The sequence below is a fragment of the Paenibacillus piscarius genome (genome assembly GCF_022234545.1).
GTDB classification, from domain to species: domain Bacteria; phylum Bacillota; class Bacilli; order Paenibacillales; family Paenibacillaceae; genus Paenibacillus_AQ; species Paenibacillus_AQ piscarius.
On record NZ_JAIEUI010000007.1, the window covers coordinates 60,562 to 86,817 of the forward strand.

13 protein-coding genes are annotated in these 26,256 nt (G+C 54.1%); 5 read left to right on the forward strand and 8 right to left on the reverse strand.

Annotated elements, in window-relative coordinates; all coding sequences use genetic code 11:
* Positions 1-404 precede the first annotated feature (404 nt).
* Positions 405-3,749 carry a GH36-type glycosyl hydrolase domain-containing protein gene (locus K1558_RS13560; RefSeq protein WP_238652121.1) on the forward strand — a complete coding sequence of 1,115 codons (3,345 nt, stop codon included), beginning with the start codon at positions 405-407 and terminating at the stop codon, positions 3,747-3,749.
* A 79-nt stretch (positions 3,750-3,828) separates the two neighbouring features.
* Complete coding sequence (bglX, locus tag K1558_RS13565; protein ID WP_238652122.1) at positions 3,829-5,994, forward strand: beta-glucosidase BglX; 2,166 nt, start codon at positions 3,829-3,831, stop codon at positions 5,992-5,994.
* An 87-nt stretch (positions 5,995-6,081) separates the two neighbouring features.
* Here the strand turns inward: bglX and K1558_RS13570 are convergent, their stop codons facing one another.
* On the reverse strand, positions 6,082-6,852 hold the full coding sequence (locus K1558_RS13570) for a DeoR/GlpR family DNA-binding transcription regulator (protein WP_238652123.1): 771 nt from the start codon (positions 6,850-6,852) through the stop codon (positions 6,082-6,084).
* A gap of 412 nt (positions 6,853-7,264) precedes the next feature.
* On the opposite strand from K1558_RS13570, the gene K1558_RS13575 reads away from it, so the two are divergent.
* Genes K1558_RS13575 through K1558_RS13585 form a run of 3 tightly spaced genes read left to right on the forward strand, consistent with a single transcriptional unit; the run spans position 7,265 to position 12,359 of the window.
* Entirely contained in the window at positions 7,265-8,227 is a 963-nt protein-coding gene (locus tag K1558_RS13575; protein WP_238652124.1) for a metallophosphoesterase family protein, read from the forward strand.
* Between the two features lie 14 nt (positions 8,228-8,241).
* On the forward strand, positions 8,242-9,123 hold the full coding sequence (locus K1558_RS13580; RefSeq protein WP_238652125.1) for a DMT family transporter: 882 nt from the start codon (positions 8,242-8,244) through the stop codon (positions 9,121-9,123).
* Between the two features lie 59 nt (positions 9,124-9,182).
* Entirely contained in the window at positions 9,183-12,359 is a 3,177-nt protein-coding gene (locus tag K1558_RS13585; RefSeq protein ID WP_238652126.1) for a hybrid sensor histidine kinase/response regulator, read from the forward strand.
* A 437-nt stretch (positions 12,360-12,796) separates the two neighbouring features.
* Here the strand turns inward: K1558_RS13585 and K1558_RS13590 are convergent, their stop codons facing one another.
* From K1558_RS13590 to rfbB, 7 genes are all read right to left on the reverse strand, one after another.
* Complete coding sequence (locus K1558_RS13590; RefSeq protein WP_238652127.1) at positions 12,797-18,067, reverse strand: S-layer homology domain-containing protein; 5,271 nt, start codon at positions 18,065-18,067, stop codon at positions 12,797-12,799.
* A 278-nt stretch (positions 18,068-18,345) separates the two neighbouring features.
* Positions 18,346-20,598 carry an S-layer homology domain-containing protein gene (locus K1558_RS13595; protein ID WP_238652128.1) on the reverse strand — a complete coding sequence of 751 codons (2,253 nt, stop codon included), beginning with the start codon at positions 20,596-20,598 and terminating at the stop codon, positions 18,346-18,348.
* Between the two features lie 7 nt (positions 20,599-20,605).
* On the reverse strand, positions 20,606-22,390 hold the full coding sequence (locus K1558_RS13600; protein WP_238652129.1) for an aminopeptidase P family protein: 1,785 nt from the start codon (positions 22,388-22,390) through the stop codon (positions 20,606-20,608).
* 95 nt (positions 22,391-22,485) lie between these two features.
* Positions 22,486-22,638 (reverse strand): hypothetical protein, encoded by a 153-nt coding sequence (locus K1558_RS13605; protein WP_238652130.1) that lies wholly within the window; start codon positions 22,636-22,638, stop codon positions 22,486-22,488.
* Positions 22,639-22,873: 235 nt separating this feature from the next.
* A complete protein-coding gene (locus tag K1558_RS13610) occupies positions 22,874-24,211 on the reverse strand; it encodes a helix-turn-helix domain-containing protein (protein ID WP_274528565.1) in 1,338 nt (445 codons plus the stop codon).
* A 340-nt stretch (positions 24,212-24,551) separates the two neighbouring features.
* Positions 24,552-25,199 carry a YdcF family protein gene (locus K1558_RS13615; protein ID WP_238652132.1) on the reverse strand — a complete coding sequence of 216 codons (648 nt, stop codon included), beginning with the start codon at positions 25,197-25,199 and terminating at the stop codon, positions 24,552-24,554.
* Positions 25,200-25,202: 3 nt separating this feature from the next.
* A complete protein-coding gene (rfbB, locus tag K1558_RS13620; protein WP_238652133.1) occupies positions 25,203-26,198 on the reverse strand; it encodes a dTDP-glucose 4,6-dehydratase in 996 nt (331 codons plus the stop codon).
* Between the last annotated feature and the right edge of the window lie 58 nt (positions 26,199-26,256).

Sequence of the window (26,256 nt, forward strand, 5' to 3'; positions counted from 1 at the left end):
CTGCCGGCTTGTTCTTTATGTAGCGAAGACTTACCCCGCTGCATTCCTTGCCTAATGTATTACCCTTTGCAAACGATATAGAAACGTTTCCATTATTTCTTTGTGTTTCCCCTTGCTCAGAGCATACTCCTTCCTTGTATACGCTGTCAAACATTTTTTATTTTTAAATGACAAGTAATAAATTTACATTTTTCAGTTCATATTAAAGAAAAAGCTGATTTTTTGATAGATAATTGACTTTTTTTCGTCAAAAGTCTAAACTCGTTGTATATTCCTTGTGGAAACGTTTCTATTTATTTTTCACCCATCATGTCAGCCTTCAGATAATGACCGCTATGACCGCTGTTCATGAATACCCCTCCCCATACTGTGCAACATATTAAGGATTAGAAAGAGAGGCCGTTATGATATTCAAACAACAGATGCACATGATTACGTTAACCCGGGACGACCTGTCGTATACATTTTTGCCAACAGGCGATATCTATGAGTTCACCCAGGGGCCTGTTCTGATTAATCAGTTCCAGGGCAATCCGGCAGACGGATCCGCCAATAATATTTATCTGCGTATTCACACCGAAGAAGGCATCCGCAGCTATCCGCTGCTGGGCATCCGTTCCCATTCCACACTGTCCCGCACATCGGACAAGCTGATCTATGAAGGTACGGCCGAATCGATCCGCTACCGCGTGATCTTCGCTCCGGCCAAGAGCGGCATCTGGTTCTGGCAGCTTCAGCTCTCCGGGAGCGGCGAGACGGTGGATGTCATGTACGGGCAGGATATCGGGGTTGCCGAGAAGGGCGGCGTGCTGGCCAACGAGCTGTACATGAGCCAGTATCTGGACCACAGCATCTGGGAAGGCGAGAACGGTTATGCCGTATGCTCCCGCCAGAACCAGCCGCAGGCAACCGGCTTCCCTTATCTTCAGCAGGGCGCGATCGGCAAGCGGGCGACCTTCTACTCCACGGATGCTATGCAATTCTTCGGCATTTCCTATAAGGGAAGCTATGTACCGGAGGCGCTGTCAGGCAATCTGCAGAACCGTAATTACCAGTATGAGCTGGCCTACACGGCGCTCCAGACAGAGCCTATGACTCTGTCCGCTCCGGTGGAATTCGCCTTCTACGGGCTGTTCCGCCCGACTCATCCGGCTGCGGTGACGGAGCTTGAATTCCAGGAAGAGTTACAGGCTGCCTATGCGGAGATCGACTGGAACACAGCCGCGGCTGAGCCAGTCAGAGATGTGCCTGAGCTCAGCCGGGAGATCGGCCAGCCTTACGTCTCCTCCCAGTGGTCGCAGGCTGAGATTGAAGCCGCCTATCCTGAGCGCAAGCTGGAGGAAATCGAGAACGGCGAGTTGCTCTCCTTCTTCACGGATGAGCATGTCCATGTCGTCCTCCAGCCCAAAGAGCTGATGGTGGAGCGCCCGCACGGCCATATCATCACTTCGCTGCTGGATGACAAGCAGGTGGATAATAATCTGATTTCAACGACCAACTATATGTACGGGTTATTCAACGGCCAGACTGTGGTCGGCAATACCTCTTTCCATAAAGGGCTCTCCACGCCGCGCGGGCTGCTGAATATTCTGCGCAACAGCGGCCAGCGGATTTATGTCCGGCTGGATGGCGTCTACCGGATTCTTACCCTGCCGGCGGCTTATGAGATGGGCGTCAATTTCGCCAAATGGCATTACCAGATTGCGGATGATGTGCTGACCGTTACTGTCTTCACTGCAGCGGACCAGCCGGATGCTGCGCTTCAGGTAAGGTCGAAGCTGGGCAGAACCTATGATTATCTGATCACGAATCAGCTGGTCATGGGCGAGCATGAATTCCAGCAGCCGGTGAGAGTGGAAGCCAAGGAAGGTGTTCTGCAGATTCTTCCTGACGAAGCCTCTGTACGGAAGCTGCCTTATCCGGGCCTGCACTTCGATATCCAGCTGCCGGGAACGGAGTACACCTACAGTGATGACCGTGTATTCTATGCGGACAAACAGCCGCGTAACGGTACTCTGCTAACCCTGTCTGTAGCACAGTCGGCAGGCTTCCAGCTTGTACTGCAAGGACGGCTTGAAGCCGCAGACGTTCAACCGCTGGCGGCTCCTTACACATTGGAGAAGGAACAGGCACTATATAACAAGTTCTACAGCTCGCTCACTTCCGGCTTCCAGCTCCAGATGGACGGCGCAGAGCAGCAGCGGACCGATATCCTGAATGAGACTGCATGGTGGTACACCCATAATGCGATGACTCACTTTATTGTGCCGCATGGTCTGGAACAGCCGGGCGGAGCCGCCTGGGGTACCCGCGACGTCTGCCAGGGACCGATGGAATATTTCCTGATGACCCAGCACTATGAAATGGCCCGCAATGTCCTGCTGAAGATCTATTCGCATCAGCTGTGGGAGAGCCGGGAATGGCCGCAATGGTTCATGTTCGATCAGCATCCGGTGCAGGCCCATGAATGGCACGGCGACGTGGTGCTCTGGCCGCTGAAATGCATCAGCGACTACATCATGGCTACCGGAGATTACGCCATTCTTCAAGAGAGAATCGGCTACCACCATCTTGAAGATGCTAAGCCAACGGTGCAGACCGAGACACTTCTGGCCCATGTGAAGGCTGCTGTAGAGACGATCCGGGAACGCTTCATTCCGGGAACATCCCTGATTAACTACGCCGGCGGCGACTGGGACGACACACTCCAGCCTGCCAATGAAGCGCTGAAGACCAAGCTGGTCAGCGCCTGGACAGTGGCACTAGCCTTCCAGGTTGTGCGCAACCTGTCCCAGGTAACCGCAAGCGACCCTGAATTCTCCGCCAGTCTGGCCAAGATGGCCGAAGAGATGAAGGAATCGTTCCGGACGCTCCTGATCAAGGACGGCGTTATCGCCGGGTTCGCCTACTTCCAGGAGGACGGCAGCATTGATTATATGCTTCACCCGCTGGACCGGCAGACCGGTATTCATTACCGGCTGCTCCCGATGACCCGCAGCATCATTGCCGAGCTGGTCACACCTGAACAGGCTGCAGCTAACCTGCGCCTGATCGATGAGCATCTGAACTGCCCGGATGGCGTGCGTCTGATGGACCGTCCTGCCCGCTATGAGGGCGGCGTCAGCACCATCTTCCGCCGCGCCGAGCAGGCCGCCAGCGTCGGCCGCGAGATCAGCCTGCAGTATGTACACGCGCATATCCGCTATCTCGAAGCGTCTGCGAAGCTGGGCGAGGCTCAGCGCGCCTGGGACGGATTGTTCCAGATCAACCCTATCAACATCCGCAAGACCGTGCCGAATGCCCAGCTCCGCCAGAGCAATATGTACTTCAGCAGCTCGGACGGCGATTTCCCTGACCGTTACAGCTACCAGGAGAACTTCGACAGGCTGCGTGACGGCAGCGTAGAGGTGAAGGGCGGATGGCGCCTGTATTCCAGCGGCCCGGGGATCTATCTCAATCAGCTGATCTCTGCCATTCTGGGTATCCGCTTCAGTGAGGATACACTGATTATCGACCCTGTGCTCCCTGCAAGCCTGGACGGACTGCGCTTCACTTACGAGTGCTTCGGCCGCAAGCTGACCTTCGTCTATCACATCGGTGCAGGTGCGGCGCATACGCCTGAGCTTCAGGCAGGCGGAGCCGCTGTTGCCGGACAGGTACTGGCTAACCCTTACCGCCCGGGTGCGGTGAGCCTGGCCAAGGAGCAACTGCTGGCCCTGCCTGGCGATGAGCTGCACATCTATTTATAAATACAAGGATAAGCTCTAATGTGAAGCCTATAGATGATATTGGACTATCACTTTCAGTACGCTTATGAAGGAGTTAGCTATGACGAAACCGTTTATCCAAGATCTCGTGAACGATATGACACTGGAGGAAAAGCTGGCCCAGCTCACCCAGCTCGGTCCGTATTACTGGGGTCTGGATGATACCGTGGATTTGACGGGTCCATTCAAGGAGCTGAACATTCAGCCGCAGATTATGTCAAGCATCGGCAGCGTACTGAACGGCATCGGTGCACGCAATGTCATCGAGCTGCAGAAGCGCCATCTGGAGACCAGCCGCCAGAAGATTCCGCTGCTGTTCATGGCCGATGTCATCCATGGCTACCGGACCATTCTGCCGATTCCGCTGGCGATGGGCGCAAGCTTCGACCTCGAAGCCTGCGAGCGCTTCGCGGAAGTCGCTGCCCGTGAGAGCGCGGCTGCCGGTATCCACCTCACCTTCTCCCCGATGACCGACCTCGTGCGCGATCCGCGCTGGGGCCGGGTCATGGAGACCTCGGGTGAGGACCCTTACCTGAACGCCCGCGTGACCGAGAGCATGGTCCGGGGCTACCAGGGCAAGGACCTGAAGGAGCCGGGGCGGATCGCTGCCTGCGTGAAGCACTTCGCCGGCTACGGCGCGCCAGAGGGCGGCCGTGAATACAACACCGTGGACATGTCCACCGGGGTACTCCGTGAATTCTACCTGCCCGCCTACAAGGCGGCGGTAGATGCCGGGGTCGCCATGGTTATGGCCGCGTTCAATACGATTGACCGCATCCCGGCCAGCGGCAACAGCAAGCTGCTGCGCGGCATCCTCCGCGGGGAGTGGGGCTTCGATGGCGTCACCATCGCCGACTTCAACTCGGTGAACGAGCTGGTGCCCCACGGGGCGGCAGAGGACGGCCGTGAGGCGGCGCGCAAGAGTATCGCCGCCGGGCTGGACATTGAGATGATGTCCACCCACTATCTGAACCACGGCGCTGCGCTCGTTGAGGAAGGGCTGCTTGACATCGCCCTGATCGACGAAGCAGTGACCCGGGTGCTGGAGCTGAAGGATGCGCTCGGCCTGTTCGACAATCCGTTCAAGGATGCCGACCCGGCAGCAGACGAAGCCGAGAAGCCAAGCCCCGGGCATCTTCAGGCTGCGCGGGAGATGGGCGCCAGCTCCATCGTGCTGCTGAAGAACGATCACGGCGTGCTCCCGCTGAAGCCTGGTGTGAAGCTGGGCCTCGCCGGTCCTTTTGCCGCCTCGGTCAATGTTCTGGGCGGCTGGGCCGGCACCGAGAAGGACCCTGCGGTCTCGCTCTATGAGGGTATCACCGGCAAGATTCCGGCCGCAGATATCGTAACCGCCATGACGGGCGAGCTGGGCAGTATGCTGGAGGGCGTCTTCGATGTGGAGGATGAGGTTGAAGCGGCGTATGAACGCCTGAAGGATTGTGATGTGATTCTGGCCGCCGTCGGCGAGAATCAGCATGACACCGGAGAGGGCGGCAGCAAGGCCAGCCTGCGGCTGTCCGCTAACCAGGAGAAGCTGATCCGCCGCCTGAAGGAGACCGGCAAGCCAGTCGTCACCATCGTATTCAGCGGCCGTCCGCTGGAGCTTGCACCGGTGCTTCCTGACAGCGATGCGCTGGTTCAGGCCTGGTTCCTGGGCAGCGAGTCGGGCAATTCGATTGCCGATGTGCTGTTCGGCGACTATAATCCATCCGGACGCCTCTCGATGAGCTTCCCGTACTCAGTCGGCCAGATTCCCGTGTATTACAACGCGTATCAGACGGGACGCCCGTATGATCCCCAGTATCCGAACGTGCGTTATGTGACGCGCTATCTGGATATCCCGAATGATCCGCTGTTCTGCTTCGGCTATGGCCTCAGCTACTCCAGCTTCACCTACAGCGGCTTCCAGGTGGAGACTGCGGCTGACGGCCGGGTGCTCGCCTCCATCACGGTAGAGAATACCTCGGAGGTTACCGGCAAGGAGACGGTGCAGCTCTACATCCGCGATGTTAGCGCCAGTGTGGTCCGCCCGTGTAAGGAGCTGAAGGGCTTCCGGCAGATTACGCTGGCCCCGCATGAGCAGCAGACGGTGAGCTTCGAGATCACCCGCGACATGCTCATGTTCTACGGCCAGGATGATCAGTTGGTATTCGAGCCGGGAGACTTCGATATTATGCTGGGCAGAAGCTCCGGCGACCACAGCACACAGCGGATCTGGATCGGCTGACACTTGAACGAACGGGTATGCCCAAAAAGCGCCAATCCTTCACCTTAGGGTGGATGGATTGGCGCTTTTTTTGTTGCACAGCCTGTGTTACTCCCCCGTCAGCAGCTCTATATCCAGCCGGGCGAAGGTCTCCTTCCACTCCGCAGAGCAGCCGCTGTCGGTCAGTACCATCGAGATATGCGCTACCGGGGCAATCTGGGCGAAGGTCGTGACGCCGAATTTGGTATGGTCCGCCACCAGAATGGATTCCTCGGCCCGCTCCATCATCTTCCGGGAGATGAGCGCCTCTTCCAGATGGTAGTCGGTGATGCCCTCGGAGAGCGACAGCCCCCCGGCCGAGATGAACGCCTTGTTCACCTTGAACTGGCCCAGCAGGTCATGGGCAGTCACGCCCACCGCCGCCCGATACGCCGCATTCACCTCTCCCCCTGCAAAAATCACTTTTCCCTGAAACTGCTCCAGCGCACAATTCAGCACCGGGACCGAGTTCGTAATCACCGTCACCTGGGCCCGGTCCTTCAGGGCGCGCATTATCTCCAGTGTGGTAGTTCCATTATCCAGGATGACCGTCTCGCCGTCCTGAATCAGCGACGCCGCAAGTCTGCCGATCTCCTGCTTCCCGGCCAGGTTCATCTGCGAACGCTTCATGAAGGTCGGCTCATAATTCTCTGAGCGAATCCGCACCGCTCCCCCATACACCTTGCGCAGCCGCCCTTCCTTCTCCAGCCGGTCCAGATCGCGCCGGATCGTCTCTGTCGTCACCCCGAACCGCTCGGCCAGAGAATGCACCTGCACCTTCCCCGCCAGCTCCAGCTCGTCAAGAATGGTCTGCTTGCGTTCTTCATAAGTCAAGGACATGCCAGCCCGCCTCCAGTCGTGGGATTTATAAAAGATTGCGTGATCCATGATTGATATTTATTGAATTCAATGTGGTTTTAAGTGTTTTGTTGTTGATTTCCTCAGTACCTCAGTATATGGAGCACCATCACGCTTGTCAATCTGCTTGGTGGTTGGTTGGCGGTTCCTGCCCCGTTCCTCCCCTGCCCGCATAAGATTGAAGTTGAATAAGCCGCCCCCACTCTATTCACTCTAATGCACAAACTGCAATCAGCCAGGTAAACACGGCCTAAATCTTTATATTTTCGATTGACAGATTCGCACACTCCGCCTACAATCAACATTAAACAACATGAATCAATAACAAACAACAAATGATTCAGCTCTATTTGAACTTATTCCTAGCTTGATCCACAGAGAGGGGTTTTCCTGCATGAAACGTAAATTAACCTACCGGCCTGACGGCACCTTCACCATCGTCCAGTTCACCGACCTGCATTGGATGGATGGAAGAGAGGAGGACCAGCAGACCCGGGCACTGATGAAGCATGTGCTTGAGGCGGAGCAGCCGGACCTCGTTATGTTCACCGGAGACACGATCTACACCGGACCTGTCCGGGAAGGCGAGCTTCCGTGTCAGGACCCGCAGCAGGCGTTCCGGGATGCGATAGCTGCTGTGGTGGAGGCGGATGTGCCTTGGGCCTTCGTCTTCGGCAACCATGATACCGAGAACGGAGTGACCTACGCTGAGCTGATGGAGATCGCCCGGGAGCATCCCCGCTGCCTGGCGGAGGCCGGTCCCGCAGAGCTTGGCGGGTCAGGCAATTACATTCTGGAGATTGAAGGCACAGAGGCTGACGCCGGAACGCTCCTCTATATGCTGGATACCGGCGCTTACTCGCCGCTTGAGCAGATTCCCGGGTATAGCTGGGTCCGGCAGAACCAGATCCGCTGGCTGATGGAGCAGTCGGCACGGCTGAATTCCGGGGAGAACGGGCCTAAGCGGCCTGCACTGGCCTTCTTCCACATCCCGCTGCCCGAATACCTGGAGATGTGGAACACGCAGGTCTGCTACGGACAGAAGCATGAGAATGTCTGCGCTCCGGTGCTGAATTCGGGGTTGTTCACCGCCCTGGTGGAGATGGGAGATGTGGCAGGCACGTTCTGCGGCCATGACCATATCAATGATTTCACCGGCACACTGCACGGCATCCGGCTCAGCTACGGCCGCGCGACCGGCTACAATACCTACGGCCATGAAGGCATGATGCGGGGAGCGCGCGTCATCCGGCTGAAGCAAGGCGCTTCAACCTTCGATACCTGGCTGCGGCTGGAGGATGGTTCAGCGCTGCTGGAACAGCCCGCCCATTCCCCTGCCAGCGGCTTGGACCGATAAGGAGTGAGGCGTTAATGCTGCTGCCAATTCTTTTGGTGCTGGCTTCCGGGATGTGTCACGCAGTATGGAGTATGTTCACCAAAAGAAGCCTGAACAAAAGCATCTTTCTCTGGTCGATCATGATGGTGTCCACGGTTCTTCTGCTTCCTACACTTGTTACCGAGCTGTGGAGTCTGCCGCCGCTGCCCGCCGGAGCCTACGCGCTGCTGTTGTTGTCCATTGCCCTCCAGGCCCTCTATTCGTGGCTGCTGTCCATTACTTACGAGATGGGCGACCTGTCCCAGGTCTACCCGGTCATGCGGGGAACGAGCACGCTGCTGATTCCGCTGATTGGGGTGCTTTTTCTGAAGGAATCCCTGTCGGTCTATGGCTGGATCGGAATCGCATGCATGCTCGGCGGCTTCGCTGTTCTCAGCGGAATAGGCCCTGCAGCCCGCCGTCCTATGCCCGCTGCCAACGGCACAGCCGCAGGCTTGACCAGCTATAGACCAATGCTCATGGCGCTCTGTGTTGGGTTATGTACCACCTGTTATGTGTTCGTGGATAAGCTGAACCTCCAGTATCTGTCACCGCTCGCGCTGCTGGAAGTAACCAACATCGGCTTCGTCGCCGGACTGACCCCGGCGGTGCTGCGGTCGCGGAAGCTGCTTGAAGAGTGGCGCCGCAACCGGTCCACGATCCTGCTGGGAAGCGTGCTGAATCCGGGCTCCTATCTGCTGTTCCTGTTCGCGCTGCAGCAGGCGCCTCTCGCCCATATCAGCCCGCTGCGGGAGATCGGAACCATCTTCGCCACCTTCCTCGGCATTCTGCTGCTGAAGGAGCGGCAAGGTATGCGACGTATGGTGTGCTCGGTGGTGATTTTTGGCGGCATCCTGCTGGTTGGGGTATGGGGTTAGCCTTGAACTCCCTGCCTCTTCCAGCAGGATAACCCTCCTGTTTGTCGAATTGAATCCGTATGAACAAGTTAAAGCGAACCCTCAACAACATCATACAAGTAACTGCCCGCTTCAATCTTAAGCACGCGCTGCTGCTGCTCTTCTATCTGACCCTGCTGATCGGGCTGCGCTATCTGTGGTTCAATGCTTTTGCGGCGGCAGAGCATCCGGAAGCCCGGCAGGGCGTGCTGGATATGAGGGGCTGGGACTTCGAGAACTCCCGTTCCGTCCGGCTGGATGGAGAATGGGAATTCTATCCCGGTCAATTCCTGAGCGATCAGGATACTGACGCACAAGCCCTGGCGAAGCCGAATTACGTTCAAGTGCCGGGGGACTGGCGCTCAGGCTTCCCTGAAGGAGAGCAATCCTCTCTGGGCTATGGAACGTATAAGCTGCGCATTCTGGTCGACCCTTCACAGACACAGCATTACAGCTTCTGGATTCAGCGCATCCAAGCTTCCTCCAGCATCTATATTAATGAGAAGAAGGAGACCTCCTTCGGGAAGCTCGCTGACAATCCGGACGACTATGTCCCCGAAGCCGTCTCTTATTTGGCATCCTACGATGAACCTGGACATGAGGAGATCGTGCTGCTCATCCGGGCAGCCAATTACGATCACCCGATCGAAGGCGGAATCGTCAAGTCCATCCGCTTTGGCTCCGACGCTGCAATCAGCACTGAGCGCATGTATTCCATCGGCTTCCAGCTGGTCAGCTTTGTGATTATGCTGCTTCATGCGCTGTATGCGGCTATTCTGTACTTTTTCAACCGGCGTCAGGGTGTGTTCATGGTCTTCTTCCTGCTGCTGGTCGCTGTTGCGGTCTCCATTATCGCCGACAACGACACGATCCTGCTGATCTGGTTCCCGATCAATTATACCTGGGCGCTGAAGATCAAAATGCTGGCCTACCCGGCAGTGTCTCTGTTCATGCTGCTGCTGACGCGCAGCTTCTATGCCCATCAGCGCTCCGGCCGTCTGTTCAAGACATACTTGGCGGGTCTGCTCATCTACACCCTCTATGTTCTGATTCTGCCTGCGCACCTGGTGGTGTATGCACGAGTATTCTTCTCTGTGTTCTATCTGCTTCCTGTAGTTGGAGTCGTCTATCATATCGGCCGGCTGGTGGTAAGGCAGGAGCAGGACGCCTTCTTCCTGCTGTTCGCGGCTGCCGCGATCGGCTCCAGTGTCATTGGCGGCGCTCTGGAATCGAACAGCCGGACAAGCATCCTGTATTATCCTGTGGATGTAATTGCCGCCATTATCGGCTTCTCTGCCTATTGGTTCAAGCGGTATTTCCGCAATTCAGAGGAGAACCGGCTGCTCAACCAGCAGCTGAAGGAAAGCGACCGCAAGAAGGACCAGTTCCTGGCCAATACCTCGCATGAGCTGAGAACTCCGCTGCACGGCATCATCAGCATTGCCCAGACGGTGGCCTCCAAGGAGCAGGCCGCCCTGGACAGCCAGAGCTATCAGGATCTGCAGCTGCTGATTACGATCAGCCGCAGGATGTCACTGTTGCTTAATGATCTGCTGGATGTCACCCGCTTACAGGAGAAGCGGATCATCCTCCAGCAGGAGCCGCTCGCCATCGGGTCGCTGACGGCAGGGGTGCTGGGCATGTTCGAATTCATGATCGAAGGCAGGCCGCTGCAATTAAGGAACGAGCTGCCTGCCTCCCTGCCCCCGGTCTGGGGCGATGAGAAACGGATTGTGCAGATTCTGTATAACCTGCTGCACAATGCTATCAAATACACACACGAGGGAACGGTTACTGTATCTGCTGCAGTGGACGGAGAATACGCGCGGATCAGTGTATCCGATACCGGAGCAGGTATCGATCAGGAGACGCAGGCGCGAATCTTCTCGCCGTACGAGCAGGGCAGCGAGGGAATTATTGACGGAGGCGGCATCGGTCTGGGCTTAAGCATCAGCAAGCTGCTGACCGAGCTGCATGGCGGCGACCTCACCGTTGAATCGGAGCCGGGGAAGGGATCGGTGTTCACCTTCACGCTTCCGCTGGTCTCTTCCGCAATCGCCCAGCAGGCGCAGTTTCAACATCACGGGCCGGTCCCTCCCGCTCCGAAGGACGGGTTGTCCGCAGAGGAGCAGGGCTTCCTCCGGCAGCGGGAGGCTGACCTGCTCCCGGTTCCCCGGGAGCTGTCCGCTGCGCCGCCGGTGCACGAAGCCGCGCCGGGCGCCAAGACTTACATTCTGGCTGTAGATGATGATCCGGTCAATCTTAAGGTGCTCGCCAGCATTCTCTCGGATGAACAGATTCAGCTGGTCACCGCCAACAGCGCGCAGGAAGCACTGGAGCTGCTAGGCACCGAGCCCTGGGATTTGCTGATCGCCGATGTAATGATGCCGTATATGTCCGGCTATGACTTAACCCGGATCGTGCGGCAGCGCTTCACCATCTCAGAGCTGCCCATCCTGCTGCTCACGGCCCGCAACCAGCCGGCGGATATCTATACCGGCTTCCTGTCAGGAGCCAATGATTATGTCGCCAAGCCGGTGGATGCCCTGGAGCTGAAGTACCGGGTCCGCTCCCTGACCGGGCTGAAGCAGTCCATTACCCGGAGCCTGCGGATGGAGGCCGCTTACCTCCAGGCCCAGATTCAGCCGCATTTCCTGTTCAATACGCTGAATTCGCTGCTGGCACTAAGTGAATTCGATCTGCCGAAGATGCGCGAATTTGGAGAGGCTTTCTCCTCCTATTTGCGGATCAGCTTCGATTATATGAATTCCCAGCAGCTCGTAGGGCTATCTCACGAGCTGGAGCTGGTCAAATCCTATCTGTTCATCGAGAAGGCGCGGTTCGAGGAGCGCCTGGAGATCAAGTGGGAGGTGGAGCCGGGCATCGACCTGCTCCTGCCCCCGCTCACCCTCCAGCCGCTGGTGGAGAATGCCGTCCGGCACGGCCTGCTGAGCCGCAAGGCCGGAGGCCTCCTGCAGATCCGCATTCACCGCCATGACGGCTACACCTCCTTCGCGGTACAGGATAACGGCAAGGGCATGAGCGAAGAGCAGGTCAAGCACCTGCTGGATGAACGCGGACCCGGGCTGCCCTCCCGCGGCATCGGCCTCCTGAACACCAACCGGCGGCTGACCCAGCTCTACGGCCAGGGCCTTGTGATCGAGAGCCGGCTGGAGGAGGGCACTACGGTGTCGTTTGTGGTGCCGGAGCGGCGGTGATAATAAAAGGAGCTGTCCCAGAAGCCGTGAAACGGCTGCTTGGGACAGCTCTTTATGCTGGAGTAGATTCAGCGTGTGCACTTGTGGCAGGGGGACGCTCCGCAACAGAACGTTGGTCCCAACGGCGATATTACCTGCGCACCAGCAAAATGTATGCTGTTTTTCGCATACATTCGGACCTCACGCCTGCGCGCCAGCCAATGTATGCTGTTTTTCGCATACATTCAGGCCTCACGTATGCGCGCCAGCAAAATGTATGCTGTTTTTCGCATACATTCGGACCTCACGCCTGCGCGCCAGCAAAATGTATGCTGTTTTTCGCATACATTCGGACCTCACGCCTGCGCGCCAGCAAAATGTATGCTGTTTTTCGCATACATAATTCCCGCAATACGAAGGGGCTGTCCCAAAAGGGACAGCCCCTTCAATCTAAATGCTTAATGCTTCAACTGATACAACCGGTAGATCAAGGCAGCCGCTTCTGCTTTGGTGGCCGTCTGGGCAGGGCGGAAGCTCTGATCCCCGAAGCCTTCGAATAGATGCGTACTCTTGGTCAGCGCAACGCTGGAAACGGCCCATTTCGATATTTTGGCTCCATCCGTAAAGGCAGCAGTCACTGACTCCGGCTGGGCAACAGCCGACTTGCCGTTATACGTTGTCAGTGCCCGTGCAAGCATCGTTGCGATCTCCTCACGGGTGATGGTTGCCTCAGGGTCAAAAGCTGACGGCGATTTACCGTTGATAATCCCGGCAGCATAAGCCGCAGCAATCTCATCCGCGTAAGGATTCGTTGTCTTAATATCCTTGAACGGCAAGACCAGCCCATCCCCGTTCAGTCCGTAAGCTCTGGATATCATTGCCGCGAACTGCTGGCGGGTAATCTTGTCCGATGGGGCAAATACTCCACCCTCATCGAGAATACCTTTGTTCAGCAGGTAATTGATCTCCTTAACGGCCCAGTGACTGGCAGGCACATCCGTATATGCAGCAGCTCCAAGCATCACAGTGTACTTGCTGAAGTGTCCTCTCGGAGCAGTTACGGTCTGAGTAACAGGGTCATATTTACCGCCAACGGCTTCCCAGGTCAGACTCTGCTCATTCAGGACATACACAGTCAGATTCTCCAGATTAGCCTCCGAGTATTTCGAAGTATCAATGGAAGACACATCAAAAGTCACGTCGATCGGCTTGGCGAAGCTCTTCACCGGTTGGCCTCCAACAGAAGCACTGAATTCCATTACAGGAATGCTGGCCAGCGGTTCTGCCTGACGGGGTTTGTTAACAACAGCATTCTCTACAACTTCTGCTGCCAGATTAATCTTCTGGCCTGCCTCAACCTTACCAAAGGTATCAGGCTCAATAGTGAATGCCGTCTGGTCCATTTGAATCTTCAATCCGGCAATATCATTCTCTTGCACCAGCGTAAGAATCTCGGATGGCAGCGTGGTATTCAGCTTATGAATCCCTTTATCCACCGGAGGTACTTTCACCGTTAGAGTCAGCTTCAGATCCGCAGCTGCCCCGGCTCCCAGTTTGCTGGCCAGTTCTCCGGAGACAGTACCTAACGCCTGCTTCGCCGTTTCAATCTGTGCGCTGATGAATCCCGAATCCAGCTGTGAGGAGACCGCGTTGCCTTCCACTTTAACATTTTCTTTGGCAATTGTGACTTCACTGGCTTTGTTCAGTGCAGCCTGGCTGGAATGGATAACCGCCTCTTTTAACTTCTGAACTTCATCAGCCGGGATGCCCTGTGCATTATTCAGCACCGCAGCCGCATTATTAATAAGCGCCTGGGCAACCTCTACCGCCTTGCTGGAGCTATCCAGCTTGTTCAATAAATACGGCGCACTTCCTACAAGTTCAGTAATGGAACTCACAATCTTCTGTTTCTCTGCGGAATCCTGAATAGCTCCCAGGAGCTGCGCTGCCGTATCCATGGCCTGGGACAGACTCTTGCTGTTCTGTTCAGCCTGTGCAGGCGTGTTAGCCGATTTGAGGGACTCGGCAATGCTGGACAGCGCATTCTGTGCTGCCGAGGCCTTCTCTGCTGTGGAGCCGGAGGTGTTCTTCAGCAAGTCCTGCAGCTTATCATTCTGCTGTTGAACATTCTCGTTATTCCCCGTTGCCGCAGCAGGAGCGGGAGTAGCAGGAGCCCCAACAGGTCCAGTTGTTCCTGGTCCGCTTCCCCCTGGTGCCGGCGCAGGATTAGGATTCGTACCGGTATTGCCGCCGCTGCTGCCATTATCGCTTCCCGGCGGGTTCGGGGCCGGATTAACCACAGTACCTCCCGACGACTCCAGGATTACTCTTTTGTCCATGGAATAGGTCTGTCCATCAATGGTCATCGAAGCTTTGATCACATAAGTACCGTCAGTCAAAAACTTGTTATCTGTATAATCATAAGTAATCGCACTTAGCGGGTATCCCAGAAAAATCTCTTCGGATAGCACTTTTCCCGCTTCGTTCTGAAGCTCATAAGTAGCCTTGTCCGGGTACAGATTCTTGCTGCCTCTGCTTGTTCCCCCATTGGCAACCAGAATTTGCGGCTTCTTGATTTGTCCGATGGAGTTGCCTGCCGTATCGACCAGTCCAATCTCAAGCAAGGTCGTACCCGCGGGACGGATCAGCTTGCCATTCTGCAGCCCTATAACGTCGAGCCCTTTCAAGGCCGGTGGCGTAATCTGGGTGAGCGTACCTGCCTGAAGCGTTCCAGGTGCGAAATGAATATCGTACTGGTATTCGACGGCACCCACGAGTTGGTCTACACTTACTATTACATCGCCAGGAGTTACTTGTACCTGATTGGCATTGTACGCGTAGCCTTGGAGTGTCGATTGGCCCGCAGTCTTATATTTAACCGCATAGACGGTCCCGGATTCGGGCGCCACCAGCGTAGCCAGTGCAGACGAAGTGTCATCCATCGACAAGCTATTGTCTCCTGCACCGATTACAACCTGATCACGGTATACAAAAGTGTCTCCCCGGGTATGTGCCAGCATACTGTAGGTTCCTTGAGTGGCGTAGAAATAATTCTCCCCTGCAGGATTGCTGTCGATCACAAAAGGAATATATTTAGCCCCTGCTAAATCCTGCCGCACCACATACAGCTCGTCTGCTGGCTGATCTAAGATAACCTTGCTGACTTCCTGAAGCTCTTGTCTTGCGTCCAGCACCAGCGAGTAATCCTTGCCGGGTTCTGTATTGATGGAGCCATACATGTAGTAACCATATTTGGCCTGCACTCCGTTATGGCTTCTGTTGTAGCGTATGAAGTCAACGTCTACAGCTGAAGGAGCATCTACCACCAGGAATCCCTGTGATCCGGGAGTGCGAACGGAAGCAGATGCAACGGAAGAAGTTCCGTCGTTTCTTTTCACTACAGCCTGGATATTCGCCTCGTCCAGCGGAACCCCGCCCGCATAGCTCCCGCCTTCAGCCTTATCGAGGCCCCGCACACGGATGACAGCCTGCGATTGCGGATCAACGATCGCAACATACACGCTTTTGGATAAATAATCAGTCTTCTTAAAATACAGCTCACCTATATAATAAGCCTTGTCAGCAGGAATGGTGAACGTTCCCTGCTCATCGGTGGTGCCGAGTACCTCTTCATAACGGCGGATCTGCACTCCGGCTACCGGTTGCCCCTGGGCACCCGTATCATGCTGGCGTACAGTAATCGTTACCTTTTGCGCCTGGTCAACGGTCAGGTAGGGCTTGTCTACCAGGTCAACCAGCTGGCCATCATTGCCTCTGATCTCAATATCCATTTCGTTCTTCGGCAGAACCTTCAGCTCAGCCTCGCTAAGCAGCTCTCCCTGCACATAACCGCCATTAATCCAGGGGTTAGGGAATAATTGAATCTTATACGTCCCTGATTTGGCAGGCTTCCAGTCCCGCTTATTGATCCGCTGCAGCTGGCCTTCCTGTTCCTCAGTGGACCAATACAGCGTTTCATCCGAGACCACTGCGCCGTTCTCATCTGTGATGATCAGCTTATAATCACTGCTGAGATCCAGACGATTCTCATACTCATCGGTCACCTTCACCAGAACATTCACACTCTCGCCCAGAACCACCTGATCGCGGAGTTCAGCCTCTTCATAGTAACTGGAGCCCGGTACCCGGAAGCTGATCGCGGCCTTATAGGTACTGCCGCCGCTGAAGGTATACTCATCGTCAACCGGAGTGAAATATGAATCCAGCACAAGCTCATTCGGGTTGCTGCTATTCGGACCGCCAAAAGTGGTGTTTGCTGTCAGGCGGTGAATTTGTTCGCCCTTAGGTACATACAGGTTACCGCCTTCGGCAAGAACCGTAGGACTAATCTGGTTATAGTTATATCTTTCGTTCAGATAAGATATGTTTATTTTACCTTGATTTCCCCCCGTAGCAGGCACCTGAAAATGCAGCTTGCTGAAGTCCCGGGAATGTCCATCATAGAATACTTCATGCTTTGCTTCGGTCGGTGTGATTTTATTGCGGAATATGATCCTGTCCTTGGTATCATACCCTCTTGCAATTGACGTGAATTCATATTCCTTATTCTTCTCCAGATAGATACTTTGCCCATAGAAGAGCTGAGAGCCTCTCGTATTATCAATCTGTTTGTACCTGTTGTTATCAATGAGAGAATAGTTCTCTACAGATAACGGCTCACCATCCCAGGAAGCGCGGAAGCTGATCCGGCTGTAGTCACTGGCATCCTTGATGATTTCTTTGTGTATCCCTTCTTCGTTCGCGTACAGGGAGGAAGCAGGAACCCGGAACATGTAAGCTTCACGGTTCGTCGTTGCTATATAGGCTTGGTAATCTCCAGCTACCTCTCCCTTTCTGAATACCAGCACCATATATCCCGGCACAGAAATCTGTTTCACGGTTCCGCTGGGTGAGGAGCTGCTCAGGAACTGATCGGTGAACAGCTTCCCGTTGGCATTCAGATAACGGACAGCCACCATATAGGTCCCCGCCTGCTCCAGATCAGTGACATAAATAGGCTTAGCCTCGTACTGTTCGCTTCCCTGCTTAAGCAATACGAACATCACCGGACTATTCAGGTATAATTGCTGATTATCCCTAAGCTGAATCTGTCCGTTCACATCCGTGGTATAGGAATAAGAACGATAATTCGTCCAGACCGCCACCGATTCATTCACAAGCGGAACACCGTTATTCAGGATGGTAAACCTTACATTCTTATCATCACTGCGGATCTCCGATTGTGTTGCACTTTCATATGTATTGGATTCCTTAGTCATCCGTTCTACAGAGATATCAATACCTGTAGTTGAAGGCACCCGGATGCTCTGCGGCGGTGTCACCACCAGCCCCTGCTCGCCTGTATATTCGGCATGAAGAGAATATTCCTGACCGGCAGCCAGCCCTTCAAAAGAAAGATTGCTGTACGTCATAGACGTATACACGGCATCCAGCACAGTAAGCTTGGCTTCACTTCCCGCCTTCACGTTATTGGCTATCTCCACATCTTCTTTCATAAGTACGAACTTAACCTCATTCAGAACCTTAAGATCGCGATAAGTCACATCTACTACACTGTTGACCGTAATCTTCTGTGTGCCGTCCGGCAGCCGGTCATTAGAGATCACGCCTGCCTTGAACGAGGCAGCTGATACCTCAAGCACACTCAATAGAGATAACAATAGGACCAGAACCATTGAAACCGCCGTTCTTAATTTCTTCGGATACATACTCCATCTCCTTCTCCCCAGTTCATACATTACCATCGATAGTTATAGTTATATCATTACTCCTTCCCCAGTTAGTCCCATTAAGAAGAGTCACAACAAGGATGGTACATTTTTTTCGCGAAAATGTCTATTACTTCCTTAACGAGGTCGCAGAAAATCAACTTTACGCCAGGGTTTTGTCACATTTTGTCTTCAACTCTATCGAAGATTCACAAAAAAAGGCAAAACAGAGGGATTCTCTGTTTCGCCGTCTAATCCGTTACTATTAAACTGCAAGGCTACTCCTTACTCTCCTCCGGCGTATAAACCACCGTTTTCTCCACCGTAACCACCTTGCCGAAGCTGTTGGTCACGTTGAATACGAACGTATTGCTGCCCTCGGTCAGCGTCACCGACTTATAGAAGCTGCCATAGCTGCCGACCAGCTCGTCGTTCAGATAGATTTTGGGGCTGCTGTCATTCGCGTCTGTCGCATTCCCGCTCAAGGTAAGCTGCTTCGTCTTCGTCGTCTCAGGAATATAATCCAGCTTCAGCACCGGCTCACTCACGTTAAACGTAATAGTCTTGGTCACAGGCTCCGAGCTTTTGCCCAAGCTGTTAGTCACTTTGAAGGTGAACGTATTTGTTCCTTCTTGGAGCGTTACCGTCTTGTTGAAGGAGCCGTATTCGCCTACGAGCTCGTCATTCATGTAGATCTTCGGATAGCTGTCATTCTTGTCACTAGCCTTACCGCTTAAGGTAACCGACTTGCTGGTGCTCGTCTCAGGGATCAGATCAAGCGTCAGCACGGGACTGTCCACAGCAAAAGTAATGTTCTTGGTAGCAACCGCCGAACTTTTACCCAGACTATTAACCGCCTTGAAGGTGAACGTATTCACTCCTTCTTTGAGCGTTACGGTCTTGTTGAAGGAACCGTATTCGCCTACGAGTTCGTCATTCATGTAGATCTTCGGGTAGCTGTCATTCTTGTCCGTCGCTTTACCACTGAGGGTTACTGTCTTGCTGCTGCTGGTCTCCGGGATCAGATCAAGCGTCAGCGCTGGTCCATCTACATTAAAGGTGATTACCTTAGTAATGACTGCGCTGCTTTTGCCCAAGCTGTTCGTAGCCTTGAAGTTAAAAGTATTCGCCCCTTCTTTCAGGGTTACCGTCTTGTTGAAGGAGCCGTATTCGCCAACAAGCTGATCATTCATGTAGATCTTCGGATAGCTGTCGTTCTTGTCGGTCGCCTTCCCGCTCAGGGTAACCGTCTTACTGGTGCTGGTCTCCGGGATCAGATCGAGCGTCAGCACAGGACCGCCGAGGGTAACGGTAATCTGCTTTTCTACCACAGCTTTTTTATCATATTTATTCGTGGCGGTGACGACAATCTTGTTCAGGCCTTCCTTCAGCGTCACATCCGTACTGAACTCCCCGTTGTACGCCACATACGCCGTTTTATCATTAACCTTAACTTCCGGATTCATGTCGCCGCTGTCCTTCACTTTACCGGTAATCTTGGCTGTAAGCTGACTGGACGTCTCTGGAGCCTGCACCGTAAGCTGCGGCCCGGAGGTCTGATAGGTCACCTGCTTCGTCACCGTATTCGAGCGTCCGTTCGGCAGCACCGCCTTGAAGACGAATTCGTAGACCTTCTCTCCCCCATCCAGATCATATGCCTCGGCAAAAGAGCCATCCACATTCTCCACTTCTTCATCGTTGATGTACACCTTGGCGTCCGCATTTACTTTGCCCGTAAGCTTAACCGTTCTGTCCGATACCTGTGCCGGCACCTGCACGTCCAGCTTCACATCCTGGGTAGCGGTAGTATAGGAGGACTTCAGGACACGATACAGCAGAGTAGCTACAGAAGCCCGGTTAATCGGACTCGTCGGCCCAAAGGTTCCATCAGGGAATCCCTGAATCAGCTTATGCTCCACCGCAACCGCTACTTCCTTCGCCAGCTGAGGGGTCACATCCTCATAGTCGTCGAATCTGTACTGCAGAATGCTGTCTGCGTCCACCCCGTCTGTCTCCAGGCCCATAGCCCGCACCAGAGCGACCGCCACATCTTCACGGGTAGCATTTGCCTGAGGATCGAAGAACGGCTTGCCCTTCACCGGAAAATAGCCGGTCAGATAGTCCTTGGCCGCCTCTACATACTTGTAAGCCCACGAGGAGGGAGCCACATCCGAGAACGTCTGCGTCCCATCCGTAACCAGCTCCAGTCCAAAAGTCAGGGTAATCAGCTTCGCTAACTGCTCCCGCGTAATCGCCGCTTCCGGCTTGAAGGAGCCGTCCGGGTTCCCCGTAATAATGCCCTGATTCGCCATACTCTGTATCGCTTCATTGGCCCAATACGTGGTCTTCACATCCACGAACACATATGAGGATGTCTGCTTTACAACCGTTGCCGCACTGGCCACTCCCCCGCACAGCATACTCAGCAGCATCAGCCACGCTGCCGCCACCTTCCATCTTCTTGCCTTCACCATCATCGCCCCCAACCATAGTAAGCAGCCCCGGCCGTCAACTCTTCTATTACTCTCCATATTTTCCTCACATCACCACAGCCGCCGTCTCCCGCTTCAGCCACGCCCGGTGCTCCTCATCCAGCAGCGGAGCCAGCTTATCATATACCTCAGCATGATAGCTATTCAGCCAATCCAGCTCCCCGCTGCTCAGCATAGACGTCTCAATCGCCCGGTAATCAATCGGCAAAAAGCAGAGATCCTCAAACCGCAGGAATCTGCCGAACTCCGTAGTCACATCCTCTGTAATCAGCAGCGTGTTCTCGGTACGGATGCCGTGACGGCCTTCCTTATAGACCCCCGGCTCCACCGTGATAATCATCCCGGGCTCCAGGACGACAGGATTGGGCTTGAAGCTGAACCGCTGCGGATCTTCATGCACATTGGAGTAATAGCCCACACCATGTCCGGTGCCGCACTTATAATCGAGGCCGTTGTCCCACATCGGCTTGCGGGCAAGAATGTCGAGGGTGGAGCCTGTAGAGCCATACAGGAACTTCGCCGTAGACAGCGCAATCACCGATTTCAGCACCAAGGTGAAGTCTCTCTTCTCTTCATCCGTCAGCGCACCCAGCGCCAGCGTGCGTGTGATATCGGTCGTCCCGTTCAGGAAGTGTGAACCCGAGTCGAGCAGATACAGTCCCTTGGGCTCCAGCAGCACCGGATGGTCCGCAGACGGCGAGTAGTGCATCATCGCAGCGTTCGCACCGTAGGCAGAGATGCTGGAGAAGCTTAGCTCGGCAAAAAGAGGCTGCTGCCGCCGCAGCTCCAGCCCCTTCTGATCTGCTTCCAGCTCCGTCACCGGACGGAGCGGGACCGTCTCCTGCAGCCATTTGAACAGTCCGACAAGGGCGGCCGCATCCTTCAGATAGACATCACGGATATTGCGGATCTCCACCTCGTTCTTGATCGACTTAAGGGCCACCACCAGACCCGGCGCCTCGATGGTACGAACCGGGGCCGGGATTGCAGCCGCCAGGCTATACCCGGTTTTATTGGGATCATACAGCACGGATACCCCTTCAGAGAGTGTCTGCAGGAAGGGAATAACCGCATCGTACTCCCTGATCTCCACCCCATCCCGGGCCAGCGTCTCCTTATCTTCCGGGGTGGCCTTATGGCCTCCGGCGAACAACCATGCATTATGTACACCTACAATAGCAAAAGCAGTCACATACGGATTATACAGAATATCCCGTCCCCGGATGTTGAACAGCCAGCATAGATCATCCAGCGCGGACATCACATAATAATCAGCACCTGCGCCCTTCATCGCGGCCCGGACCTGCTCCAGCTTAGCCATCCGGCTGAGGCCGGCATACTGTTCATCATGCAGCATCAGCGGCTCAGCCGGAATGGCCGGCCGGTCCGTCCAGATCGCGCCTACCGGGTCGAGGTCCGTGACCGCCTGAATCGCCTTATCCGCGAACTTGGCCTGCAAGCCCTTCATAGCGGAAACGGACAGCGTTCTGCCGTCAACAGCCATACGTGCGCCTTCCGGCAATTGCCCGGCCAGCCATTCATCCCATGACGGAACCCCCGGTTCGGCCATGCGGAACAGACGGATCCCCGAGCCTGCAAGCTCCCGCTCCGCCTGAATGAAGTACCTGCCATCCGTCCACAGCCCGGCATCCGCTCTTGTGATCACAGCCGTTCCGGCTGAACCGGTGAAGCCGGTAAGCCAGCGGCGGCTTTTCCAATGCTCTCCCTCATATTCACTGATGTGCGCATCTCCGCTGGGCACCACACAGGCGTCCATCTGGCGCTCTGCCATCCATTCTCTTAATTGACGTACCTTCTCCTTCGGCTCCATATCTATCGCTTCCTCTCTAGTGTCTACTGAATGATCATACACCTGCCTCTCATCAAAAAAAAGGAAGAATGATACGCAAAAAAAGATGAAGACCCTCAGGTCTCCATCGTTTCACTATCATCTTTGCGAACCAGCTTCCGCCGCTGCTTCCCCTTCTTGATCCACAGCCGCCCGCTGTCATCCTTGAAGAACCGGATCCCCACCAGCTTCAACGGCGTCCATACTTCCCTAAAATAATAATTAGGCATAGTACATTTCTCCCAGACTATAAGTAGATTTGCTACTAATTATAGACCGGGATACCTGGTTTGTTTGTCGCATTGTGGAGGGGGAGGAGGAAAAAGTTGACTAGGACCTAAATTCGCTGCCTGTAAGCATCAACCGCCACCATAACCGTGATTCATAATTTGAATAAGACTTTGAGTACTGGTGTTTACTACAAGCTCAGCAGTACCAACAGTTATAATAATTGCAATAGCCAGACTACAGGAAGCTAGAAGCTTGAACAATTTTCTTTTCATGTGAATCCTGCACCTCTCTAATTAGAAGTTTGTATTGCTCTTGCTCGTCTTCATCTGCCAGATGCCGATGCTGCTCGAACAAATCAACACATTTGATGATATTGCTCTCATTATTGATTCTAGCAGACGATTCCAAACTTTGTAGGATGAATCTAATACCTTCTTTACGCTCATTATGTAAATAATAGGCTGCCATTTCAGCAAGGAATTGAGTGTGTTTATCCAACATTACCTGCCGGTTATAATCGCCAAATTCTGTAGAATACGTCCGGTAAGGAATATAGGAAGCAAATCGCTCTAGAATAGAATCAACATTCCAGTCATAACGGTTAGCCGACAAGATAATATTGTATAACCCTATGAATATCTCATCTGGCCGGTGGGAGATATATTCGACATATGCTGAGAGTACTTCGGACTGTCCTCCCAGCACCTGATAGAGCAGTCTGTTCGCGGCACCCCACTCCTGGAACTGAGCCATAGTCCGCTTCACTTCTTCATTGTCCTCCTGTATCCAGCTCCCATCCATATAGAGGGATACCCAATCTAATGCCGAATTGAAGTCTCCTAATTCCTTACACACAGCTGAACGGATAAGCTGCGCGTACAGGACGTAGAAGTACAGGGGTTTCTCGGTTTTTTTCTCGTTACTCTCTCTACGGTTCGACTGCTGTTGGAGATTATAACGAAGAGTTGCTAATTCCAGCATCTTCTTCGCAAGCTCATCCACCTTATGCCACCGATTCATTGAACCGTAAACATGCCCCATATGATTCAACCCGTCCAATTGATCCGCTTCATCGAGCCGATCCAGGTAGCATTCGAAGAGATGTGCCGCCTGTAAATTCCGCGCCTGGTCATCACCAATGGCGATACGGAACAGACGGTATTGGCATAACGCGAGCCGCTCGGAATTCTGATACTTCTCACTGGCACTCACATTCTTATACAGCAATTCGGCAGCTTGCCACAGCCCCTCTTGAAACAGTCCTTCAGCCACCTCGAACAGCATGGAGGCATAGACCAGATTCTCCAGCAGATTCTGCACAACCTGTTCAACGCAATCCAGACGGCCCAGCTCAGCCGAACGCACAAGAAAAGGCCGCAGACGTCGCCAGGTGGGTGACGAGAAATAGAAGCATTCATCCACATATAAGCTGTAGAAATGATCCTCCGGCAGCTCCATCGCCTTGGTGATTCGCTCCAGATGATTCATAGCAATAGGCTGCTGACCATTAATGATCCGGCTGAGCGTTCCTGAATTAATTCCGGATTGTAAGGAGAATTGATGAATAGACATTCCCTTCTGCGACAAATACGACGCTACATGATCGCGAATCATAGTTGTAGTAGGGACCACACAAACACCACCTAACTGGAATCCAATATTATTTATTCTATAGTTGTAATAATATGTCACATTATTCCAATGGTCAATAACGTAGACTGTGGCAGATTAGTCTAATCCGTGAACGACAGGCAAACGGGTTGCCACAATGGCAAAAAAATAGAGACCTCAAGGGTCTCATAAGGTCTCTGTTATCTCGATATCACATTGGCGAAGCCGCTTCTTGCGCTGCCTCCTCTGTTGACTCCGCTATTTTCCCCCGCCTCACCCGCTGCCGATCCCGGTCCTCCCGCTACCTGCGGAACCAGCGCTTAATCTGCTCCAGCGAGCTTTTCGCTTCCGGGCCATTATAGCCGAAGGCATTGCCAATCATTTTGATATATTCGTTAAAAGTCGTCTCCCGGCTATACCGGTCCCCCCACCAAGCCTTCGCGTTATACCCCGAATCCGCCCCGATATAAGTCAGCTCAATCCCCGACTTCTTATACACATGATTGAAAATAAACTTCACCCGCCGCATATGAAAATCCGACGACACCACAATCGCCGACTTGAAGCCATGCTGCTTCATCATCGGAAGCGTGAGCTGCGCGTTCTGGTAGGTACTCTCCGCAGCATCTTCGGTCAGAATCGCGCCCTCCGGTATTCCCAGGGAGAGTGCAGTTTCGCGCATGTCCCCGGCTGGGCCGGTGATCTCTTCAGAGTTAGACAGCAGGAGCTTCGGCGCATAGCCTTCTTCATACAGCTTAACCCCTTGCTCCACCCGGCCCGCTCCGCCGCTGAGGACGATGATGACATCGGCCTGCTTGGGTGCTTCGGAGAGTGGAAGGAAGCGTCCCGCACAGAAGAGCAACACGACTAGTAACAGAAGAGGCAAGTACAGAAAAAGCATTCTTTTTCCGCGCTTGCCCGGCTTGGTCTTGGATATTGTACGTCTCATAAGCTACTTCCTGTACTCGCCGCTAAGAATCTGCTCCCACCACTGCGTATTCTCCGTATACCACTGGATGGTCTGGGCGATCCCGGTCTCAAACGTATACGTAGGCTTCCAGCCCAACCGCTCCAGCTTCGTTGGATCAATCGCATAACGCTTATCATGGCCGAGCCGGTCGGCAACGAATTCAATTAGTTCCTCAGATTTCCCCAAGGTATGGATAATCGTCTTCACGACCTCAAGATTGGTGCGCTCATTATGACCACCTACGTTATACACCTCACCGCTCACGCCCTCATGCAGCACCAGATCAATTGCAGCACAATGATCCCACACATGCAGCCAATCCCGGATATTCGCCCCGTCTCCATAGACTGGAACCTTCTGCTCATTCAGCACCTTCGAGATCGTAAGAGGAATCAGCTTCTCCGGGAAATGGTAAGGACCATAATTATTAGAGCAGCGTGTAATGTTCATCGGCAAGCCGAAGGTCTCATAATAAGCCCGGACCAGCAGATCAGAGGATGCCTTACTCGCGCTATAAGGACTATTCGGCTGGAGCGGTGTCTCTTCTGTGAAGAATACCGCAGGGTCGAAATCCAGTTCGCCATACACCTCATCTGTAGACACATGAACAAACTTGGTAACGCCAATCGTCCGTGCCGCATCTAGCAACACCTGGGTTCCCATGACATTCGTGCGGACAAATATTGCCGGATCAGTAATGGAACGGTCCACATGACTCTCGGCTGCGAAGTGGACAACATAGTCAAAGCGCTCCTGCGTAAAAAGAGACATCACCGCTTCACGGTCAGCAATATCGGCCTGCACGAAATGGTAATTCTCCCGGCCTTCAATGCCCTTGTGCTTGCTCAGATCCCCGGCATACGTCAACAGGTCCAGGTTATAGACATCGTAATCGGTATACTTATCGATAATATACTGCACGAAGTTCCCGCCAATGAACCCGGCCCCTCCGGTAATCAGCATTTTCTTTCTACTCATTAATTACACCTCAGAATCATTCGAGTTAGCCAGTGTTATACGGAAACTCACACTTAGT